The organism is Emticicia sp. GW821-FHT11C11 (genome assembly GCF_058808615.1).
Genome location: NZ_JBXARV010000002.1, coordinates 956,221 through 974,439 on the forward strand (window position 1 = coordinate 956,221; position 18,219 = coordinate 974,439).

The 18,219-nt window shown below is 41.5% G+C and carries 15 protein-coding genes; 10 read left to right on the forward strand and 5 right to left on the reverse strand.

Annotation, left to right across the window (positions count from 1 at the left end; translation table 11 throughout):
• A complete protein-coding gene (locus tag AC1RRY_RS14010; protein ID WP_492819759.1) occupies positions 1-1,182 on the reverse strand; it encodes a putative sugar nucleotidyl transferase in 1,182 nt (393 codons plus the stop codon).
• A 121-nt stretch (positions 1,183-1,303) separates the two neighbouring features.
• On the opposite strand from AC1RRY_RS14010, the gene AC1RRY_RS14015 reads away from it, so the two are divergent.
• Positions 1,304-2,173, forward strand: coding sequence for an SDR family oxidoreductase (locus AC1RRY_RS14015; protein ID WP_492819757.1), 870 nt, complete (start codon positions 1,304-1,306; stop codon positions 2,171-2,173).
• A gap of 26 nt (positions 2,174-2,199) precedes the next feature.
• Positions 2,200-2,574: a VOC family protein gene (locus AC1RRY_RS14020; RefSeq protein ID WP_492819755.1), complete on the forward strand. Its 375-nt coding sequence runs from the start codon at positions 2,200-2,202 to the stop codon at positions 2,572-2,574.
• Positions 2,575-2,619: 45 nt separating this feature from the next.
• Here the strand turns inward: AC1RRY_RS14020 and AC1RRY_RS14025 are convergent, their stop codons facing one another.
• Entirely contained in the window at positions 2,620-3,816 is a 1,197-nt protein-coding gene (locus AC1RRY_RS14025; RefSeq protein WP_492819753.1) for a PQQ-dependent sugar dehydrogenase, read from the reverse strand.
• Between the two features lie 415 nt (positions 3,817-4,231).
• On the opposite strand from AC1RRY_RS14025, the gene AC1RRY_RS14030 reads away from it, so the two are divergent.
• A complete protein-coding gene (locus AC1RRY_RS14030; protein WP_492819751.1) occupies positions 4,232-5,509 on the forward strand; it encodes an Hsp70 family protein in 1,278 nt (425 codons plus the stop codon).
• 44 nt (positions 5,510-5,553) lie between these two features.
• On the opposite strand, the gene AC1RRY_RS14035 is transcribed toward AC1RRY_RS14030, so the two are convergent.
• On the reverse strand, positions 5,554-6,855 hold the full coding sequence (locus tag AC1RRY_RS14035; RefSeq protein ID WP_492819749.1) for a DUF4374 domain-containing protein: 1,302 nt from the start codon (positions 6,853-6,855) through the stop codon (positions 5,554-5,556).
• A 6-nt stretch (positions 6,856-6,861) separates the two neighbouring features.
• Entirely contained in the window at positions 6,862-9,186 is a 2,325-nt protein-coding gene (locus tag AC1RRY_RS14040) for a TonB-dependent receptor (protein ID WP_492819747.1), read from the reverse strand.
• A 92-nt stretch (positions 9,187-9,278) separates the two neighbouring features.
• Between AC1RRY_RS14040 and AC1RRY_RS14045 the strand changes: the two genes are divergently transcribed.
• The 7 genes from AC1RRY_RS14045 (at position 9,279) to AC1RRY_RS14075 (ending at position 16,976) form a co-directional block, all read left to right on the forward strand.
• Positions 9,279-9,533 carry a hypothetical protein gene (locus AC1RRY_RS14045; protein WP_492819745.1) on the forward strand — a complete coding sequence of 85 codons (255 nt, stop codon included), beginning with the start codon at positions 9,279-9,281 and terminating at the stop codon, positions 9,531-9,533.
• A gap of 22 nt (positions 9,534-9,555) precedes the next feature.
• Positions 9,556-9,843 carry a hypothetical protein gene (locus tag AC1RRY_RS14050; protein WP_492819743.1) on the forward strand — a complete coding sequence of 96 codons (288 nt, stop codon included), beginning with the start codon at positions 9,556-9,558 and terminating at the stop codon, positions 9,841-9,843.
• A gap of 5 nt (positions 9,844-9,848) precedes the next feature.
• On the forward strand, positions 9,849-11,459 hold the full coding sequence (locus AC1RRY_RS14055) for a PepSY-associated TM helix domain-containing protein (protein WP_492819741.1): 1,611 nt from the start codon (positions 9,849-9,851) through the stop codon (positions 11,457-11,459).
• Positions 11,460-11,639: 180 nt separating this feature from the next.
• On the forward strand, positions 11,640-11,900 hold the full coding sequence (locus AC1RRY_RS14060; RefSeq protein WP_492819739.1) for a SemiSWEET transporter: 261 nt from the start codon (positions 11,640-11,642) through the stop codon (positions 11,898-11,900).
• Positions 11,901-12,111: 211 nt separating this feature from the next.
• Positions 12,112-13,452, forward strand: coding sequence for a xylose isomerase (xylA, locus tag AC1RRY_RS14065; protein ID WP_492819737.1), 1,341 nt, complete (start codon positions 12,112-12,114; stop codon positions 13,450-13,452).
• Between the two features lie 146 nt (positions 13,453-13,598).
• Positions 13,599-15,065: an IMP dehydrogenase gene (gene guaB, locus AC1RRY_RS14070; RefSeq protein ID WP_492819735.1), complete on the forward strand. Its 1,467-nt coding sequence runs from the start codon at positions 13,599-13,601 to the stop codon at positions 15,063-15,065.
• Between the two features lie 120 nt (positions 15,066-15,185).
• Positions 15,186-16,976 carry a family 43 glycosylhydrolase gene (locus tag AC1RRY_RS14075; RefSeq protein WP_492819733.1) on the forward strand — a complete coding sequence of 597 codons (1,791 nt, stop codon included), beginning with the start codon at positions 15,186-15,188 and terminating at the stop codon, positions 16,974-16,976.
• Here the strand turns inward: AC1RRY_RS14075 and AC1RRY_RS14080 are convergent, their stop codons facing one another.
• Positions 16,977-18,065 carry a Gfo/Idh/MocA family protein gene (locus AC1RRY_RS14080; RefSeq protein ID WP_492819731.1) on the reverse strand — a complete coding sequence of 363 codons (1,089 nt, stop codon included), beginning with the start codon at positions 18,063-18,065 and terminating at the stop codon, positions 16,977-16,979. It lies immediately after the preceding gene.
• Positions 18,066-18,219 lie beyond the last annotated feature (154 nt).

Genomic DNA, 18,219 nt, shown 5'->3' on the forward strand with positions numbered 1-18,219 from the left:
TCAAATAGACGATTCCGTCTCATGAATGTATTGCAGGATTTGTAGGTCGACCGCAGAAAGTTCCTTTTCCCTCCTTTTCATGGTTTCGTTTATCACCTGAATGGCTTTTTCGAAACGATAAGGTTCATAGCCTGAATCGGCACCACCCCATTTGAAAGAGGGTATATGTTTGTTCTGAAAACCCGCTCCGAAAATATTAGCACATACGCCTGCCACTGTGCCGGTATTAAACATGGTGCTGATACCCGCCTTGGTGTAGTCACCCATGAACAATCCGCAGAACAACTCACCGCTTTTTTCTAGCTGTCCGGTTACATAACTATACAGTTTTACGTCTGTATAATCGTTTTTCAGGTTAGAATTGTTGGTATTGGCTCCCAGGTTACACCATTCGCCGATCACCGAATTACCCAGAAAACCATCGTGTGCTTTATTACTATAGGCCGATAAGATAGAATTACCAACTTCTCCCCCGGCCCTGCAAAATGGCCCCAATGTTGTATTAGCTCTCATTTTACTACCCCAAGCCACAATGCTTCCCTTATCGGCTGAAAAGGGACCAATAATGATAGCTCCCTCCTGAACAGTTGCATTTTTACCAATATATACTGGCCCGTTTTCTGCATTGATAATGGCGGCCTTAATGTTGGCACCTTCTTCTACAAAGACATTTTCGGGCGCATAAATACGCGTAAACGGATCGGTAATAAATTTCGATTGTCTGCCTTTGGTAATTAATGAAAAGTCAGATTTGATTTGTCCGCCGTTATTCAGATAAATATCCGGTAGATTTTGTATAACAACAAGATTTTGTTCTGATAGTTCTTTAATTGAAAATTGGGTGTAATCTATCGGGAAGCTTAGTTTTTCTGCGGTTTTAATGGCGATAGCGGTATCGCCTGATATCAGCATCTCTCCATTATTCAGTTGATTGATTTCTGTGAGAAGCTGGTCATTGGGACATACGCCTCCGTTAAGGTATAGATTATTATCAGTACTGATGTGTTCGAACTTACCTTGCAGGTAGTTTTCGGTAAGAAAAAAAACCGTTGTATTCAATACCCTTTCCCACTTTTCGGCAATGGTAAGAATCCCACACCTGATTCCGGCCACGGGTTTGGTAAACGTAAATGGTTTAAGTTGATTTCTTATCTGATTGTCGTCAAAAACAATGTAGTTCATCTGATTTTCTTTAGTTTTTCCGGTGGTAAAGATAAATAAAAAATGCCTCCGTCTAAATTTTGTTTGACTCGGATTGCTAAATAAAATACCTTTGAAATAAAGAAAAATCAATTATTCGGGCATGAAAAAGATAGTTGTTTTTGGTTCAACCGGGCTCTTAGGAAAGCCCGTTACTAAAGCCTTAATACAAGCCGGTTTTGAGGTAACTGTTCTGGTTAGAAATAAGCCGCAAGCCACTAAATTGTTCCCGCAGGCAACTATTATCAAGGGTGATTTACGCAACGAAGCCGATGTTGAAAAGGCCACCCATGGGCAAGACGGTATCTTCCTGAGCCTTTCTATTCTTCAAACTGAAAAGGAATCTGACTGGCATGCAGAGCAGCAAGGTATTGATACCGTTATTGCTGTGGCTCAACGCGAGGGCATCAAAAGAATTGGCTATCTTTCATCTTTAGTGCATCTGTATCAGGGCATGAATGGTTTCGACTGGTGGGTGTTCCGAATCAAGCAGGAGGCGGTCAGAAAAATCAAGGCGTCGGGTATTCCATATACTATCTTTTATCCGTCTACTTTTATGGAAAGCATTTTTTATCAGTCCAGACAAGGCAACATGATTGCTCTGGGAGGCAAATCAGAATATCCGCTCTACTATATAGCTGCGGAAGATTATGCCAGACAAGTAGCTGCTTCATTTAAAATACTGAAAGACGAAAACAAAGAATATGTAATACAGGGCACAGAAGCCTATACACAGGATGCCGCCGCCAAACTATTTGTGAAACATTATACCAAAGAAAAACTGCACACCATGTGGGCGCCTATGTTTATGATGAAACTGATGGGTTCTTTAAGCCAGAAATTCAATTACGGCTATCACATTGTAACGGCTTTGAATAAATACCCGGAAAAGTTTGAAGCCATCCGGACATGGGAAGAATTGGGTAAGCCGACAATTGCATTAAAAGCTTTTGCAGAAAATATTTCATCTTGATTTTATTTTAACAAAACCTTGATGCTATGGCACAATGTGTTCCTTTTTTAAAAGTTACAGACATTGCCGCTACCATACAATGGTATGAGTATATCGGCTTTCAGTGCACGGCTACCAATCATATCTGGGAGCCGGGTTTCGAACTTAATTGGGCTGAAATAAATTGGGAAGGAGCGACTTTTATGCTTGGTCCGGATGAAAGAGCTATCATTCCTGAAAAGAAAGATACCAGCTTGTGGTTCAATGTTGAGACCGTTGATGAGATTATTGAAATGCTAAAAAGCAAAAGCGTGAAAATAGATATAGAACCTGAGACTTTTTATGGGAGAAAAGTTGTTTCTTTTAAAGATTTGAATGGTTTTGAAGTATCTTTTTCTTGTGCAGCGGTTAAATATGAATAAAAAAATATCCTCTGGTCGCCAGAGGATATTTTTAGTAATGATAACTTATTTCTTCGCGATTCTGTACAATCTTCCCTGATCTGTAACAGCATATAAAGCACCGTCTTTGCCTTGGGTTACATCACGGAAACGTTGGTATTCTTCAGAAAGCAAACGCTCTTCACCCACCACTTTATTGTTTTCTATCACCAAACGCGCAATGTGCATGCCGCTCAAACAACCCACGAAAAGGTTATTTTTCCATTCCGGTATCATGTTTCCACTATAGAAAGTCATACCGCTTGGAGATACCGATGGATCCCAATAGTAAACCGGTTGCTCCATGCCTTCTTTTTGTTGAATGGCCTCACCAACTGTTTTGCCACTATATTCGATTCCGTAAGTAATGGTTGGCCAACCATAGTTTTTACCTGCACGAACATGGTTTATCTCATCTCCACCTCTCGGACCAAATTCGTTTGAGAAAAGCTCACCCGTAACCGGATGGAACGCTAACCCCTGCACATTGCGGTGTCCGTATGAATACAATTCAGGTTTCGCGCCTTCTTTGCCTTCAAATGGGTTGCCCTTTACAGGTTTTCCATCGGTAGTAATATGTATTATTTTTCCCAGACTCGAATTAAGTGCTTGTGCTTGCGGACGAGTAACCAAATCAGAGCGTTCACCTGTACTTATGAAAAGGTTACCACTTTTGTCAAAAAGAATACGGCCACCGTAGTGTAATGTTCCTTTATGTGCCGGTGTCGCACGGTAGATTACCGTAGCCCCTTCAATTTTCGATTCGTCGGCCGATAGTTTACCTTTCGCTACTGAGGTATGCGTACCTCCTTCTACATTTTCAGAGAATGTCCAATAAACCATGCGGTTTTTCGCAAAGTCAGGGTCGATTGTAATGCCAAGCAGCCCACCCTGCGCATTAGAATTTACCTCCGGCAAACCTGTGATAGGTTTGCTTAACTCTCCTGTTGTTTTGGCGATACGCAGATTCCCGCCTTTTTCGGTAATCAATAATCTACCATCCGGAAGACTCGTAACACCCCAGGGAAAAGTCAATCCTTCGGTAAGTACTTTGAATCCGTAAGGGGTTTTTGTTTTTACAACGCCAATTCTTGTTTGTCCCGGAAACGCAGATTTATAAGTCGAATTCGGTGCTTTGGTTTCAACAGAGGCAGAAGAACCCTGACCAAATGAAACATAAGTAACAGTGAAAAAAGCTAATGAAAGTAGTGTCGTTTTTTTCATATTAAATTTTAGAATTAAAAATGCCAATTAAGGGTTGTAACGGCCAACATAAATAGTAACAGCGTTGTGTTTTTTTAAATTCAATGCAATATACGCATCTTCTTAATTTAAGTATACAGGCAACATTGATTGAATCTGACTGATACCACTATCGCTATACCTTTGGGCATGGTTCAGGGTATAAATATATCTTCTATTTTTTGTTTACCGTTTATATCTTATTTGAATTTAGACGAAGACCTTACTTTCATCCACCAACGCCGTTGATGGCATGGCGCATAGACTACATTTATTCTTTACGTTCTGTTCTTATACAAATTATCCGACACTGAATTTTATTTCATCGCAGGAAACTTTTTTCCTCAATTTCGCTGTTGTGTCTTTCCCCACTTACATTTTCACCGAATTTTCACTCATGAGTCAGTTTATTTACGGAATTGATTTTGGCACTACTAATTCTGCCCTTGTTATTCTGGATACCACAACAAACAACATTGTCAAACTATTTACTACTCCTTCCCTGTTGTTTTTCCCTGATACAGGTAAACCGGAAGACGCCCTTGCCTTCTCAATAGGCAACGAAGCAGTAGAGCGATATGTAGAAAGCCGCAGAAAAGGGCGTTTCATGAAATCAATCAAAAAAGTGTTGCCCAATAAAAGTTTTGTTGACACCCGTATTGGCGCTAAACGCTATACCATTGAAGATTTGGTTTCATTGATTCTGATTCATCTGAAAAAGCAGGCTGATGATTTTCTCGGAGAGAACATCACTACTGCGGTGATTGGTCGGCCGGTAGTATTTGATGAAAACCCGGAGAAAGATGCGTTGGCACAGGAACGCTTGTCAAAAGCAGCCAGAATTGCTGGTTTCACCGAGTTCTATTTTCAGATGGAGCCTATCGGGGCGGCATTCACTTATGAACGCCAGCTTACCAAACAGGAACTGGTATTGGTAGCCGACTTTGGGGGTGGTACTTCAGACTTCTCATTGATGCGACTAAACCCTGAAGCCATTCATCAGGCTGATCGTAAGGCCGATATGATTGCCAAAGGAGGTGTATATATAGGTGGCGATAGTTTCGATTCTGATATTATGTGGCACAAAGGCACCACGCACTTTGGCCGGGGAGTGAAAGAAGAGCTGACACCGGGCAAGTTTCTGGATTTACCTCTGTCTTATTTTCAGAATATCTGTTCATGGGAAAAAATGAACTTTCTGGATACTTTACGGATGCGAACCAACATAGGTAAATCTTATGTGTTTTCGGGTAAAAATGCTCAGGTAAAAAACCTGTTGACCCTGATAGAAGACAACCTGGGTTATGTACTCTTTAAACAGATTGAAAAGACCAAAATAGACCTCACGCATCAGAATGAGGCTACTTTCGAGTTTTACCAGCACGAAATTGGCTTCAAAGAGAATATCACGATTGAAGATTTTGAGCATCATGTCATTGATAAAAACCTCGAAAAAATTGAAGACTACCTGATAGGTTTCCTTGAGAAATACCAAATCGGTGCACAGGATATTGACGCTATTTTTATGACAGGGGGTACCTCAATGGTGCGCCCGCTGAAGAATATCTTTATTGAGCGTTTCGGAGAAGAAAAGGTGAAATCGGGAGATAATTTTAATAGTGTGGCTATGGGTCTGGCTTACAGTTTCAAAGTGCTGCAACAGGAGCTGAACTAAAACAAAACCCCGCCGGTGACAGCGGGGTTTTTACTTTATATTGATTACTTAGTGAGTTTGATAAAACTGATGGCCATACCGCCGGCTGTTAAATCAAATACCTTTTTACTGGTTCCGGTTGCCGGATCATGCTCATAGAAACCATTCATTTTCAGCTCTCCGTTATACGTCTGAAGGTATACCTTACCATTAACAATGCTGTTATTAGGATACGCAAACCCTGCTGTTAGCGGAATATCCTGTATAATAGTTACCGTTTGGGCGTTCAGATCAAGCTTTGCCCAACGCTGATTAGCGCCATAAAATGCCAGACTTCTTAATTGGTTGTATTCAATCTCTGTAATAGTACCATTGGCCAGCTTGGCAATAAGAGCCAATAGAGCCGGAGGATCCTGTTGCCCTGAGATACACGCGTAGGCAATTCCGTTAGCGTAATAAACACCTCCTAGAACCAATTGAAACATCAGGTTAGTTTGTCCGATTTTATCTACCGGATTAAACGCATAGTTTAGGTCAAATTCGGTTGTTCCTGCCGGAATTTTCAAAATTTTAGGTCTTGAACCTTTTCTTGAATTTGGGCCAAGTTGCCCGTCCAAGCCATACTGGCCCTGTGTAATCACAAATATATTTCCCTGTTCGTCTACTAAAGGGTTCTCCATACCTCTTGCAATAGCATAAGTAGCGTTAGGGAAAGTAAGCGTTTTTTCCCATTGGTTATTGTTCAGATTGACAACCTCGGCATGCACATCAAGAATATCATAGAATTGTCCGGTTTTATTATCGTCAGCTAACAGAAAAAGGAATAGTTTATTGTCTTGTTTTCTGTAAACCAGATGTGAGTAGTTTTCACGGCTAACTCCGGTTGATTTGGATTTAGACATATCAATGTCTGTTATTTTCTGCATGGTAGTCGGGTTAAAAAGTGTAACCCCTTTGTTGTCCCATGTAGTATACACGGCCACTGTTTCTGATATAATTAAAACCTGGTTTAGTGAAGTGAGTAATGGCATATTGGCTACTTCTACCAGATTGCCGGTCTGTTTTGAAACCGCTATTTTAGATAATACGTTTTCGCCTTTCAGGTTATTGCCAAATATAAAATTCTTCCAGACAGCTCTTGGGTACAGGTAGTTGTAGCTTGCTTTGGTTGTAATATCAATATTACCCGATGGTGCAGTAGGATAGTAACCGGCATAGTAACTGAAATTTCCGGTGGTTTCTGATACGGACGAAATCACGTAGCCGTCTTCATAGTACTTCGTTTCTTCTGTAACTTCTGGTTCGCTTGACTCGCAAGCAAATAGGGCACTGACAAGCAGCGCTAAAAAAAGTAGTCTGGTTTTCATTAGATATTAAAATTTAGTGATTTCATAAATTAGTTTCGCATTGAAATTGATGCCGGCACGTGGAACCAGGAAGTTATCGAACAGTTCAGCATTCAGAATATTCAATGCGTTTATAGAGGCGGTCAGGTTTTGTTTGGGGAATTTGTACGAACACCCTACATCTACCCTGTGTTGCACGGGTACAAAGGCATCAGGAGTACTTTTGATGCTATTGTTTTTGCCGATCATGATATGGTTAAACGGAGCTACATAATTGTAAAAAGCATAAGCTCTGAAGAAGGAGTTTTTGATGCCCAGGCCATTTTTTTGCCAGGCCAGCTCCAGATTACCAAAAAAGTTGGGCGTGTTAGGAAATGCGGCTCCCAATATATATTGATTTTTAGCCTCTTTTACTTTGGTGAAGTTTTTACGCAAAAAAGTAATATTGGTGCTTAAGCTCCAGGCATTATTGTATTTTAGGGTAGCTTCACCTTCAGTACCGAGGGTTCGTACCTGATCGGCGTTTTCGTAGATTCTGGTAATGTTTGAACCTAAGAAGATAATATCATTCTGACGGCGGTAGAAACCGTTTACTGCACCCGAAAAAGTGACTAGTCGTTTTGATTTATCCAGATAAGAAACTCCGGCATTCAGATTATTGCTGCTCTCGGGCAGTAGATTGGTATTACGAAGAATATCAGCACCATTGCCCACAAACTGAAAAAACTGCGGAATCAAATATCCTTTTTCATACGAAACGCGCGCAAACAGGCTCTGGTTGATGTCATACTTCAAGCCTGCATTCCAACCCCAGAATCCGTCTTTCTTCTTTACCATCACGAACGTGTTATTTTCAGCTCCATTCAGGGTAAAATCAAAGCGTTTGATGGCTCCTGATAAGGTAAGATGAGAGAAGAAGATACCCTCGTATTGAATCCCCGATATATTTTTCATCAGGGTTTGGGGTATACGCAGGTAATCTTTAGCAATGTCTCTTTCAAGATGGTCAACACCTTTCAGTCTTTGTTTGGCATATAGATTAGACGCAAGTAATCTGTGCTTGGATGCCAGTTGAATCGCAAGGCTGCTGCGGTTTATCCAGCTTCGGCTGTAATTATCTGTTAGCTGGTCCGCCGTGTATTCTCCCGGCGTATTACGCCCTACTATTTTACCACTCCAGCTATATACGTTTGATGTGGTGTCTTTATAGTTTAGTATCTGGTCGCTCCAGTTTCCTATGGTTTTAAGTATTATTTTTTCATTTAGAAAAGACTTGTCGTACTTAACGGTAGCTGCTACGTTTTCAGCATGATAATCTGCTTCCCCATAAGGTATATGCGATATTCTGGCACCATTCTGTAGTTCTTTGTATCCTTTCGAATAGTTTAAGGTCAGTCTCAGTTCGTCTGCCCAGGGTTTGCTATGAACGCCGGCAGTAATACCTCCGTAAAAAAACTGGAATTTGTCATGGAAGCGTCTTACTTTTTCTATTTTGTTGGTTTCATAGACCAGGGCTTTCATGGTGTAATCATTATCTGAATGATTATACGCACCTGAAAGATTAAGAAAGTAATTCTGCTTGTTGGTAAGACTCAGGTTTACATCAGCCAGATGCGTGTTAAAAGACCCTATATTGTACGATGCTCTTAATGAATTATGAGATTTTTGCTCGGTGATGATGTTTATCCCTCCGCCAAGTGCATCGGTACCTACATCTACCGGTAATACCCCTTTGTAAATGTCTAGTCGCTTCACATTGCCAATGGGCAGGGTCGAAATATCAAAATTCGGGTAAAGCAGCTCCATCGGTATACCATCAATATATACCCTGATGGCATCTCCTCTGATACCATTAATCGAAATATCAGAGCGGTCGCCCAAAGAACTTGACCGCCGGATTCTAACCCCGGACACCCGGTCTATTACGTCTGTCAACAGTACATTCTGAGTGATAACATTCTTTATTTCAATGCTTTTGATGGCTATGGGTCTGGTTTCCTGCACCCTGCTTTGCCTTTCCTGCGTAACCACTACTTCCTGCAACTGGGTATCTGTACTTTTCAATGTAATCGCCTCAGAAACAGAAGTATTGGCATTAATCCTGATTTTTTTCTCAATGGTTTCATAACCAATGGAACTGGCTACCAGAACATATTCTCCGGAAGATATTCCTTTGATTTCAAATCTTCCGCTACTATCACTCAGTGAAGCTTTATTTGTATTTTTTAAAGATACGCTTGCGAAAGAAATGGGATCTCCCGTAGTACTCTTAATCTGTCCCTTAACAGACCCATTTTGTGCCAATAATAGCTGAGCAGAAAATAGCAATAATAGAAATAGTGGTGTTTTCATCCGAATTTAGTTTGAAAACACAAAGTTATGATATTATTTGGAATTAGTCTAAATAAATATAATATTTGCAGAAATAAAATTGAAGCCAAAATATGATTGCTATCGCCTTGATAACAACAGGAATCTTATTGTATTATTCCAAGTCAAAGTACTTTCCAAAAAGTATAAAAAATATAAGAACCAACCGGTGGGTAAACCTTATTTTTATTCTTGCAGGTGCCGCCCTGCTTGTTGCAGATTGGGGCTGGACCAGCGGGCTGTTGCTTGCATTGAGTATATACATGCTTGCCATTGCAGTTCTGCAGATAGCCCTTGTGTCAAGAGATCATCTTTCCAGAAAACCCTGAACCTTATAAGTAGCATAGAAACATGCCAGCAAAAAAAGAATATTTAACAAGCCCGGGCCAGCGAGCCATTAAAATAGCCACATCAATTCTAGGCGGGTATTTTCTCTCTATCACATTTCATATGTTTCTTGGGGCGTTGTTGCCGACAGCAGGGAGAGACATTGTGATGCTTACCTCTACATTTACCCTCTTTTTTCTTTGGGGAGTCTTGATGATTCTGCCGTTTCTGGCTAAAAGCGCCTGGAAAATACTCGGCCTTTATATCATTCTTATTTTAGTTTTTTCTGTCATTATATTTTATATCCGATAATTCTCATGAAACTAGGTGGACTACCCAACAGAGCCTACAATATTGTATTTCATACCCACACGGTTTCGGGCATTGTAATCAGCTTTGCCTTGTATGTTATTTTCTTTGCAGGGGCATACACACTATTCAGAGATGAGTTTTATCAATGGGAAAACCCCAAAGCCCGCCAGCCTATTACGAAACCTGTAGATTATGATGCGCTTCTGACAAGCATTAAAGCAAAACATCCCTCTTTTGATCAGACGGATGACATATACCTTTATCCGCCTACCGAACATAAACCGGTTATTGGTTTTTTCGGCCACCAGATACCCAAAACCAAAAGTGAAGAAGACCATTTTCATGGCCAGTATTATCCACAGAACAACGAATTAATACTCGACGAAGAGGCAACCACCGTTGGTGAGACCCTCTATCGCCTGCACTTCTTCGATCAGGTTCCTTTCTATATCGGGCGTTATGTTTCCGGGTTTGTAGCTTTGTTCTTTTTGTTTGCCGTGCTTACGGGTGTTTTGATTCACTGGAGGAACATCGTCACTAAATTCTATGGGTTTTCGCTGAAAGGCTCATTAAAACAAATCTGGACCAGCTCACATACGGTTCTGGGTTTACTGGGTTTACCTTTCCAATTGATGTATGCCATTACAGGCGCCTATTATATGTTGTCTATTCTGATACTTTTGCCAGTAGTGATGGTTTTTTTCAAGGGAGATCAGAAAAAAGTATTGGAGTTACTACGCCCGAATGAGTCTATCGTTCTGAACGAAAAATCTCCCAAGACCCAAAACAACACCAGAATCAGCAAATCACTGGATGAAATACGATTACAATACCCGGAATTTACGCTGAAAACCATAAGCCTGAAACACTATGACCGCGAAGATGCATTGATGACTGTATATGGCAAGGACCCAAATTTCTTTTCAGGCGATGGGATGATCTCCATACAATTAAAAGATGGCAAAAAGCTGGTGGATATGATGCCGGGAAACAAGACTTATGTGCAGTCGGTATTGTTTGGTATTGCAGGTGTGCATTTTGCTACTTTCGGCGGAATACTGCTCAAATTTGTGTACTTCTTTCTTGCAATAGTAACGTGTTTTGTAATTATCAGCGGGGTTTTGCTCTGGAAAGAAGCCCGCAATAAAAAAAGCTATACCGACAGGCAAAAGCGCTTTCATCATCGGGTAACTATGAGCTATCTGGCTATTTGTTTCGGGCTGTTTCCGGCAGTGGCTATTCTGTTCATTGCAGAGCTGGTTATACCTGCCCATCTAACTAATCATATCGATTTAGTCAATAATACATTTTTCCTTTCCTGGCTGGCTTTGACCATTATAGGTCTGTTCTGGAAAACGGAAGCGAAGCTGACCCGTAATTATCTGTACCTTGGCGGAGTACTTTCTATACTGGTTCCATTAGCCAATGGATTGATTACTAACGATTGGCTCTGGAAAACACTGGCCGACAAACAATATTATGTAGCAGGCACAGACTTTTTCTGGTTAGGAACAGGTATCATCTGTCTTATATCAGCTATCAGATTCTGGAAAAAGCCATCAGTTAAAGCAGACTCAAATAGTATACATAGTAAAGAAGCTGTATTAAAAAGCTGACACGCTCTACCTGAACAATTGAATGCTCAATCTCAGACAAAAATTGCACTTTATGAAGTATTACCTGTGATTATCAGGTAATTTGAACTAATTAGTATAATTTTTCCATTATTTTAGCAGATATGATTTGTTTTCAGAAAAGTAATTTATTGAATCATAGACGTTTATTGTTAAAATATTATGGAAACCTTAGGATATATAGCCGGCATACTAACTACTCTTGCTTTTGTGCCGCAAGTAATACAGATATATAAAACCAAATCGGCCAAAGACGTGTCTCTGGCCATGTTCCTGATTTTTACCAGTGGTGTTACCATGTGGTTGATCTATGGTATCAAAGTTAATGCCTTGCCTGTCATTGCTGCCAATAGTGTTACGCTGATACTTGCCCTGGTTATTCTGTTCTTCAAGTTTAAATATAACAACCACTCTCTGAAGTAATCAGGTATTGTTTCGGTGCTGCTCTTTTAATTTTCAGAATTTTCTTACAATTTTGAACAGGCATTTTCATGTCTGATTTTTTTGTTTATACCTGTATCAAACTCTTTTGGTTTTTCTTGAACAAAAACCAAAAAATAATTGTACATTTGACACTTAATAATTTATTTCGCATCATCATTAACATTATTCATAGCTCAACCGACCAGCAATCATGGCAAATCTAAAAGTTACCTTAGGTGAAAAAGAATATTTCCCGTTCATCAAAGGGCCTATTACTTATGAGGGTAAAGAATCTAACAATTATTTAGCATTCAAATATTATGATGCTAACCGTGTAGTAGCAGGCAAAACCATGGCAGAGCACCTGCGTTTTGCAACCGCCTACTGGCATACATTCTGTGGCACCGGTGGTGATCCGTTCGGTCCGGGCACTAAAGATTTCCCTTGGGATCAGGCAAGCGATCCGCTTCAGGCAGCTAAAGACAAGCTGGATGCAGCGTTTGAGTTCATGACCAAACTAGGCACACCTTACTATTGTTTCCACGACATAGATATCGCTCCGGAAGGCAACTCTCAAAGCGAATTCGAGAAAAACCTACAAACCATAGTAGCTCTTGCTAAGAAAAAACAAGACGAAAGCGGTGTGAAATTACTGTGGGGTACTGCCAATCTGTTTTCGCACAAACGCTACATGAATGGTGCGTCTACCAATCCTGACTTTGCAGTTGTAGCACATGGTGGCTTACAAGTGAAAAATGCCATTGATGCAACTATCGCATTGGGTGGTGAAGGTTACGTATTCTGGGGAGGTCGCGAAGGTTATATGTCACTTCTGAATACAAATACTAAACGTGAAATTGATCACCTGGCGCAATTCCTGACTATCGCTCGTGATTACGCTCGCAGCCAGGGATTCACAGGCAAATTCTATATTGAGCCCAAACCATGCGAGCCATCTAAGCATCAGTATGATTACGATGCGCAAACGGTAATCGGTTTCCTACGTAATTACGGCTTGGATAAAGATTTCCAAATCAATGCTGAAGTGAACCACGCTACATTGGCTGGCCATACATTTGCGCACGAATTGCAAATGGCAGCTGATGCGGGTATGTTGGGAAGTATTGATGCCAACCGTGGTGATTACCAGAACGGATGGGATACTGATCAGTTCCCCATTGATTTATTTGAACTGACTGAAGCTATGCTGGTTATTCTTGAAGCTGGTGGATTTACTACAGGCGGTATCAACTTTGATGCTAAAACCCGTAGAAACTCAACTGATCTGGAAGACATCTTCATTGCGCACATTGCTGGTATGGACGCATTTGCCAGAGCCTTGTTGATTGCCAATGATATTCTGGAGAAATCGGAATACAAAAAACTACGTACCAACCGCTATGCGTCTTTTGACGGTGGTGATGGCGCTGCATTTGAAGCAGGTAAACTAACACTAACCGACTTAAGAGATATTGCCTTGAGAGACGGTGAGCCGAAAGTTATCAGCGGCAAGCAGGAATTATTTGAGATGATTATCAATCAATATATCTAATCTCTGATTTGTTATATGAAAGCCCTGTAAAATAGAAATTACAGGGCTTTTTATATTAATTTTCAATTAATTTGACATCTCCAATTGTCTATTAAAATATTTTCCGTAATTTTGCTTGGCAAATAAGAAAACGAAAATTATTTGCTATGTTAGATTCTTCAAAGTTGCTTTACGAAGCACTCACTTACGACGATGTTCTCCTCGTTCCGGCTTATTCAGAAGTTCTTCCCCGCGATACGCAAACGAAAACTTACCTGACACAAAATATACAACTGAATATTCCTCTCATATCAGCGGCTATGGACACCGTGACTGAATATGAAATGGCTATTGCTATGGCGCAGGAAGGGGGTCTTGGTATTATCCACAAAAACATGACGATTGAACAACAAGCCGAGCAGGTACGCAAGGTAAAACGTTCGGAAAGCGGCATGATCATTGACCCTATTACTTTGAGTGAAGGAGCCGTTATCGGCGATGCCTTACGCTTAATGTCTGAGTTCAGAGTGGGGGGTATTCCGGTTATTGACGAAAACAATAAATTGAAGGGTATCGTTACCAATAGAGATTTACGTTTTCAGACGGAAATGACCAAACCGATTGCAGAAGTAATGACCAAAGACAATCTGATCGTGGGTCATGCAGGAGCCGGTCTGGCAGAAGCAGAAGAAATTCTGAAAAATTATAAAATCGAAAAGCTTCCGATTGTTGACAGAGAATACCGCCTAATCGGCTTAATCACCTACCGCGATATTCTGAAAAAGAAAGACCGCCCCAATGCAGCTAAAGACCGTCTCGGTCGTTTGATTGCCGGAGCAGCAGTTGGTGTAACACCTGATATTGAAAAACGCGTAGAGAGCCTTATAAAAGCCGGTGTAGACGTAGTGAGCATTGATACTGCCCATGGACACTCGAAAGGAGTAATTGATACACTGAAACGCATTAAATTAGCTTTCCCGAAACTGGATGTAATTGTTGGGAACATTGCCACTGCCGAGGCCGCCGAAGCGCTGGCTAAGGCAGGTGCCAACGCTATCAAGGTGGGTGTAGGGCCGGGCAGTATCTGTACCACCCGTATCATTGCGGGTATCGGTATGCCACAATTATCAGCCGTAGCCGATTCGGCAGTAGCCGCGGCTAAATATGGTGTCCCTGTTATTGCTGATGGTGGTATCCGTTTCTCGGGTGATATTACCAAAGCCATTGCAGCGGGTGCCAATACGGTTATGATGGGTTCACTATTAGCCGGAACAGAAGAAGCACCCGGCGAAATGGTTATCTACGAAGGACGTAAATTTAAAACCTATCGTGGTATGGGTTCGGTTGAAGCGATGGAAGATGGCTCGAAAGACCGTTATTTCCAGGATGCCGAAGACGACATCAAGAAACTGGTTCCGGAAGGTATCGTAGGCCGTGTACCTTACAAAGGCCGCGCTGCCGAGATTTTGTATCAGATGGTAGGTGGCTTAAAAGCCGGTATGGGGTACTGTGGGGCCGGTAACATAGAAGCCTTGCAACAGGCTAAGTTTGTAAAAATCACTGCCGCAGGTATCAAGGAAAGCCATCCGCACGATATTCAGATTATGCGTGAGGCTCCGAACTATTCGAGATAATATCCGGATAAACTATATTAAAAGAGGCTCGTCATGAGCCTCTTTTGTTTTTTCTCCCCCTGCTTCATTGTCATGGTTTTCTACTGACTTATTTTATATTTGTAACTTAAACTATAACCTATGAAACTCTTTCAACTATTAATCAGCCTATTGTTTTTTACTACGCTTAGCTTTGCACAAAGCCCTCAACTCAACATTGCCAAACCCAAGCCACTTAAGCAGAAAACCTTCTGTAATCCGATGGATATTAATTACCAGTATAACTGGGAACAGACCAACGAAAAAATATCCTATCGCTCTGGTGCCGACCCTGTGATTATCACTCATAAAAACGAGTACTATCTTTTTCATACCATTCAGGGTGGCTATTGGAAATCGAAAGACCTGCTGAACTGGCATTACATTATACCTAGCCGATGGCCAATGGAAGATATGTGTGCGCCTGCGGCAATTTCGGTGAGAGACACGCTTTATCTCTTTCAATCGACATTTCAACAAAGACCCATTTTCTATACTACCACGCCCGAAAACGGCAAACTGCATTTTTATAACCGCTGGTTGCCACAGTTGCCGAAAGATATTGGACCCTGGGATCCGGCATTGTTTCATGACGAAGATACCGACCGCTGGTTTATGTACTGGGGGTCATCGAACGTATATCCTCTTTTCGGAGCGGAACTTGACAAAAGCAAAAACCTGACCTACAAAGAGAAAAATAACTATAAAGGGCTGATATACCTGCATCCTGAAAAACATGGCTGGGAGCGTTTCGGTCGCGACCATCGCGATACCATCAAACCTTTCACCGAGGGCGCATGGATGACTAAACACAATGGCAAATATTACCTGCAATATGGTGCCCCCGGTACAGAGTTTAATGTCTATGCCAATGGCACTTATGTGGGCGACGACCCGCTGGGGCCATTTACCTATGCGCCTTACAATCCGGTTTCTTACAAACCGGGGGGATTCATGACCGGCATGGGGCATGGCAACACTTTTAAAGATTTGTATGGTAATTACTGGAACACCGGTACGCCCTGGATAGCGGTTAACTGGAATTTTGAACGCCGCATCGAAATGGTTCCGACTGGTTTTGATAAAGACGGACAGATGTATGCCAACACCCGCTTTGCCGATTTCCCACAATTGTTGCCTACCAAGAAATGGACAGACAAAAACGAACTTTTTGCCGGTTGGATGCTGCTTTCTTATAAAAAGCCTGTTACGTCTTCATCAATGCAGGATGATAAGTTTTCGGCTAATCTGGTAACGGATGAAAACCCGCGGACATTCTGGGTAGCGAAAACCAACAAAAGCGGAGAAACCCTGACTATTGATTTAGAAAAGGTACAGGAGGTGCATTCACTGCAAATCAATTATACCGATTATAAGTCGGACATCTACGATAGCGCTTTACCAAAAGTATATATCCAATACAGAATTTATGCCTCTACAGACGGTAAAAGCTGGGCGAAGATTGTAGATAATACGAATGAGAAGCGAGACCGCCCCAATGCCTATGAAGAATTGGCCAAGCCTATAAGCGCGCGTTATATCAAATTTGAAAATGTACACGTGCCTATGCCTAATCTGGCGATAAGCGATATACGTATCTTTGGAAAAGGTACCGGCAAGGCTCCGATTACACCACAAAGACTTACAATAAGCCGACAAGCTGACGACCGCAATGCTGACATCAGCTGGCAGAAAGTACCTGATGCTGTAGGCTATAATATTTTATGGGGCATCGCCCCTGACAAGCTGTATCAGACTTATCAGATTTGGGGCGATGCCCCATCCAATCTTGAATTAAGGGCTTTAACCGTAGGACAAAAGTATTATTTCGCAATTGAGGCTTTCAACGAAAACGGTGTTTCTACCATAAGCGACGTAATCGGCCCACGTTAGTTATTTCAGTTCAATGGTTTTTTTGGCTTTGGCCGATTTCACGGCTGCATCAAGAATTTCCATCGCTACCATATTGATTTTCAAAGACCCTAAATCATCTTCAGATTTTACTTTGCCTCGTACCACCGCGGCAAAGTAACTGAAAGGATCATTCATTGGCGATGCCAATGGCTGTATCTCCACCTTTTCTTCCGGTGGTGCATTTCTGCCTCCTTTTCTTACACGCATTTGCAAGGTTCTGTCGGCAATAATGTATCCGTTTTTACCGTAAAACTCGGCATCCTTTCTATCAAAAGGCCAATTCCATGAGGCCTGAAAAATACCTTGTGCTTTAGGGTAAGTAACAATGATAGTGGCCTCGTCATCTACTTTCGGATAGGTCTCCGGTTTAATGGTCTGCGTCACTGCCGTTACCGACAATGGTCTTTCGCCTTTCATGATCCAGGCCATAATATCTGTACCATAGCAACCAAAATCAATAATGGCTCCTCCACCGTTTTTCACCGGGTCAGCCAGCCAGTCGAGGAAAGTTTTGGTCACACCGATTTCTTTAGGACCTGAATGTCCGTCATGTATCACCACTTTTCTGATTTCACCTATTTCATTGCGCTCGTTAATCATTTTGTAGGCTTCATGATTACTGGCATACCAGGTAGTTTCATAATTGGTCAGCAACTGAATCTTGTGCTTTTTAGCCAGCGCTTCCATTTGTTTGGCCGTTTCAAAATTAACTGCCAGTGGTTTTTCAACCATTACATGCACACCCTTAGGTGCACATTTTTGCACGGTTTCGAGGTGCTCAATAATGCTTCTGAAATCGCAAACGGCTTCCGGCTTCGCTTTTTCAATCATTTCGTCGAGACTGGCATACCACAGGCTTTCAGGCAATTTATACTGTGCCAGATACTTCATGGCCAGGGCTTTATCAGGCTCGGCAAAGCCTACAATTTCAACACCTTCATGTTTAATGGTGTGCAGGATTTGTCTTACGTGGTCGTGGGTCATGCCCACAATACCCATACGAACCACTTTGTCTTGTGCAAAGGCTACCTGAATGGTAACAAATAATAGAAGAATAATTTTTTTCATAGGTATAAATCAGGTTGAATAAAAACAAATTTAATTAAAAAGCGGAGCAAAGATATTTTTTAGAGAATCTTTTCACTATAAAACTTATTTTTGCGTTTAGAACTAGTAAAACCATTAGGTATACTGACTAAAACAGCCGTTTATCTGACCCTGA

Bases quoted from the DNA above. Each gene is read 5' to 3' on its own strand.
- AC1RRY_RS14040 (WP_492819747.1), bottom strand. From the start codon at position 9,186: ATGAAAACACCACTATTTCTATTATTGCTATTTTCTGCTCAGCTATTA.
- AC1RRY_RS14035 (WP_492819749.1), bottom strand. From the start codon at position 6,855: ATGAAAACCAGACTACTTTTTTTAGCGCTGCTTGTCAGTGCCCTATTT.
- AC1RRY_RS14060 (WP_492819739.1), top strand. From the start codon at position 11,640: ATGGAAACCTTAGGATATATAGCCGGCATACTAACTACTCTTGCTTTT.
- AC1RRY_RS14050 (WP_492819743.1), top strand. From the start codon at position 9,556: ATGCCAGCAAAAAAAGAATATTTAACAAGCCCGGGCCAGCGAGCCATT.
- AC1RRY_RS14075 (WP_492819733.1), top strand. From the start codon at position 15,186: ATGAAACTCTTTCAACTATTAATCAGCCTATTGTTTTTTACTACGCTT.
- xylA (WP_492819737.1), top strand. From the start codon at position 12,112: ATGGCAAATCTAAAAGTTACCTTAGGTGAAAAAGAATATTTCCCGTTC.
- AC1RRY_RS14055 (WP_492819741.1), top strand. From the start codon at position 9,849: ATGAAACTAGGTGGACTACCCAACAGAGCCTACAATATTGTATTTCAT.
- AC1RRY_RS14030 (WP_492819751.1), top strand. From the start codon at position 4,232: ATGAGTCAGTTTATTTACGGAATTGATTTTGGCACTACTAATTCTGCC.
- AC1RRY_RS14080 (WP_492819731.1), bottom strand. From the start codon at position 18,065: ATGAAAAAAATTATTCTTCTATTATTTGTTACCATTCAGGTAGCCTTT.
- AC1RRY_RS14045 (WP_492819745.1), top strand. From the start codon at position 9,279: ATGATTGCTATCGCCTTGATAACAACAGGAATCTTATTGTATTATTCC.
- AC1RRY_RS14010 (WP_492819759.1), bottom strand. From the start codon at position 1,182: ATGAACTACATTGTTTTTGACGACAATCAGATAAGAAATCAACTTAAA.
- guaB (WP_492819735.1), top strand. From the start codon at position 13,599: ATGTTAGATTCTTCAAAGTTGCTTTACGAAGCACTCACTTACGACGAT.
- AC1RRY_RS14015 (WP_492819757.1), top strand. From the start codon at position 1,304: ATGAAAAAGATAGTTGTTTTTGGTTCAACCGGGCTCTTAGGAAAGCCC.
- AC1RRY_RS14025 (WP_492819753.1), bottom strand. From the start codon at position 3,816: ATGAAAAAAACGACACTACTTTCATTAGCTTTTTTCACTGTTACTTAT.
- AC1RRY_RS14020 (WP_492819755.1), top strand. From the start codon at position 2,200: ATGGCACAATGTGTTCCTTTTTTAAAAGTTACAGACATTGCCGCTACC.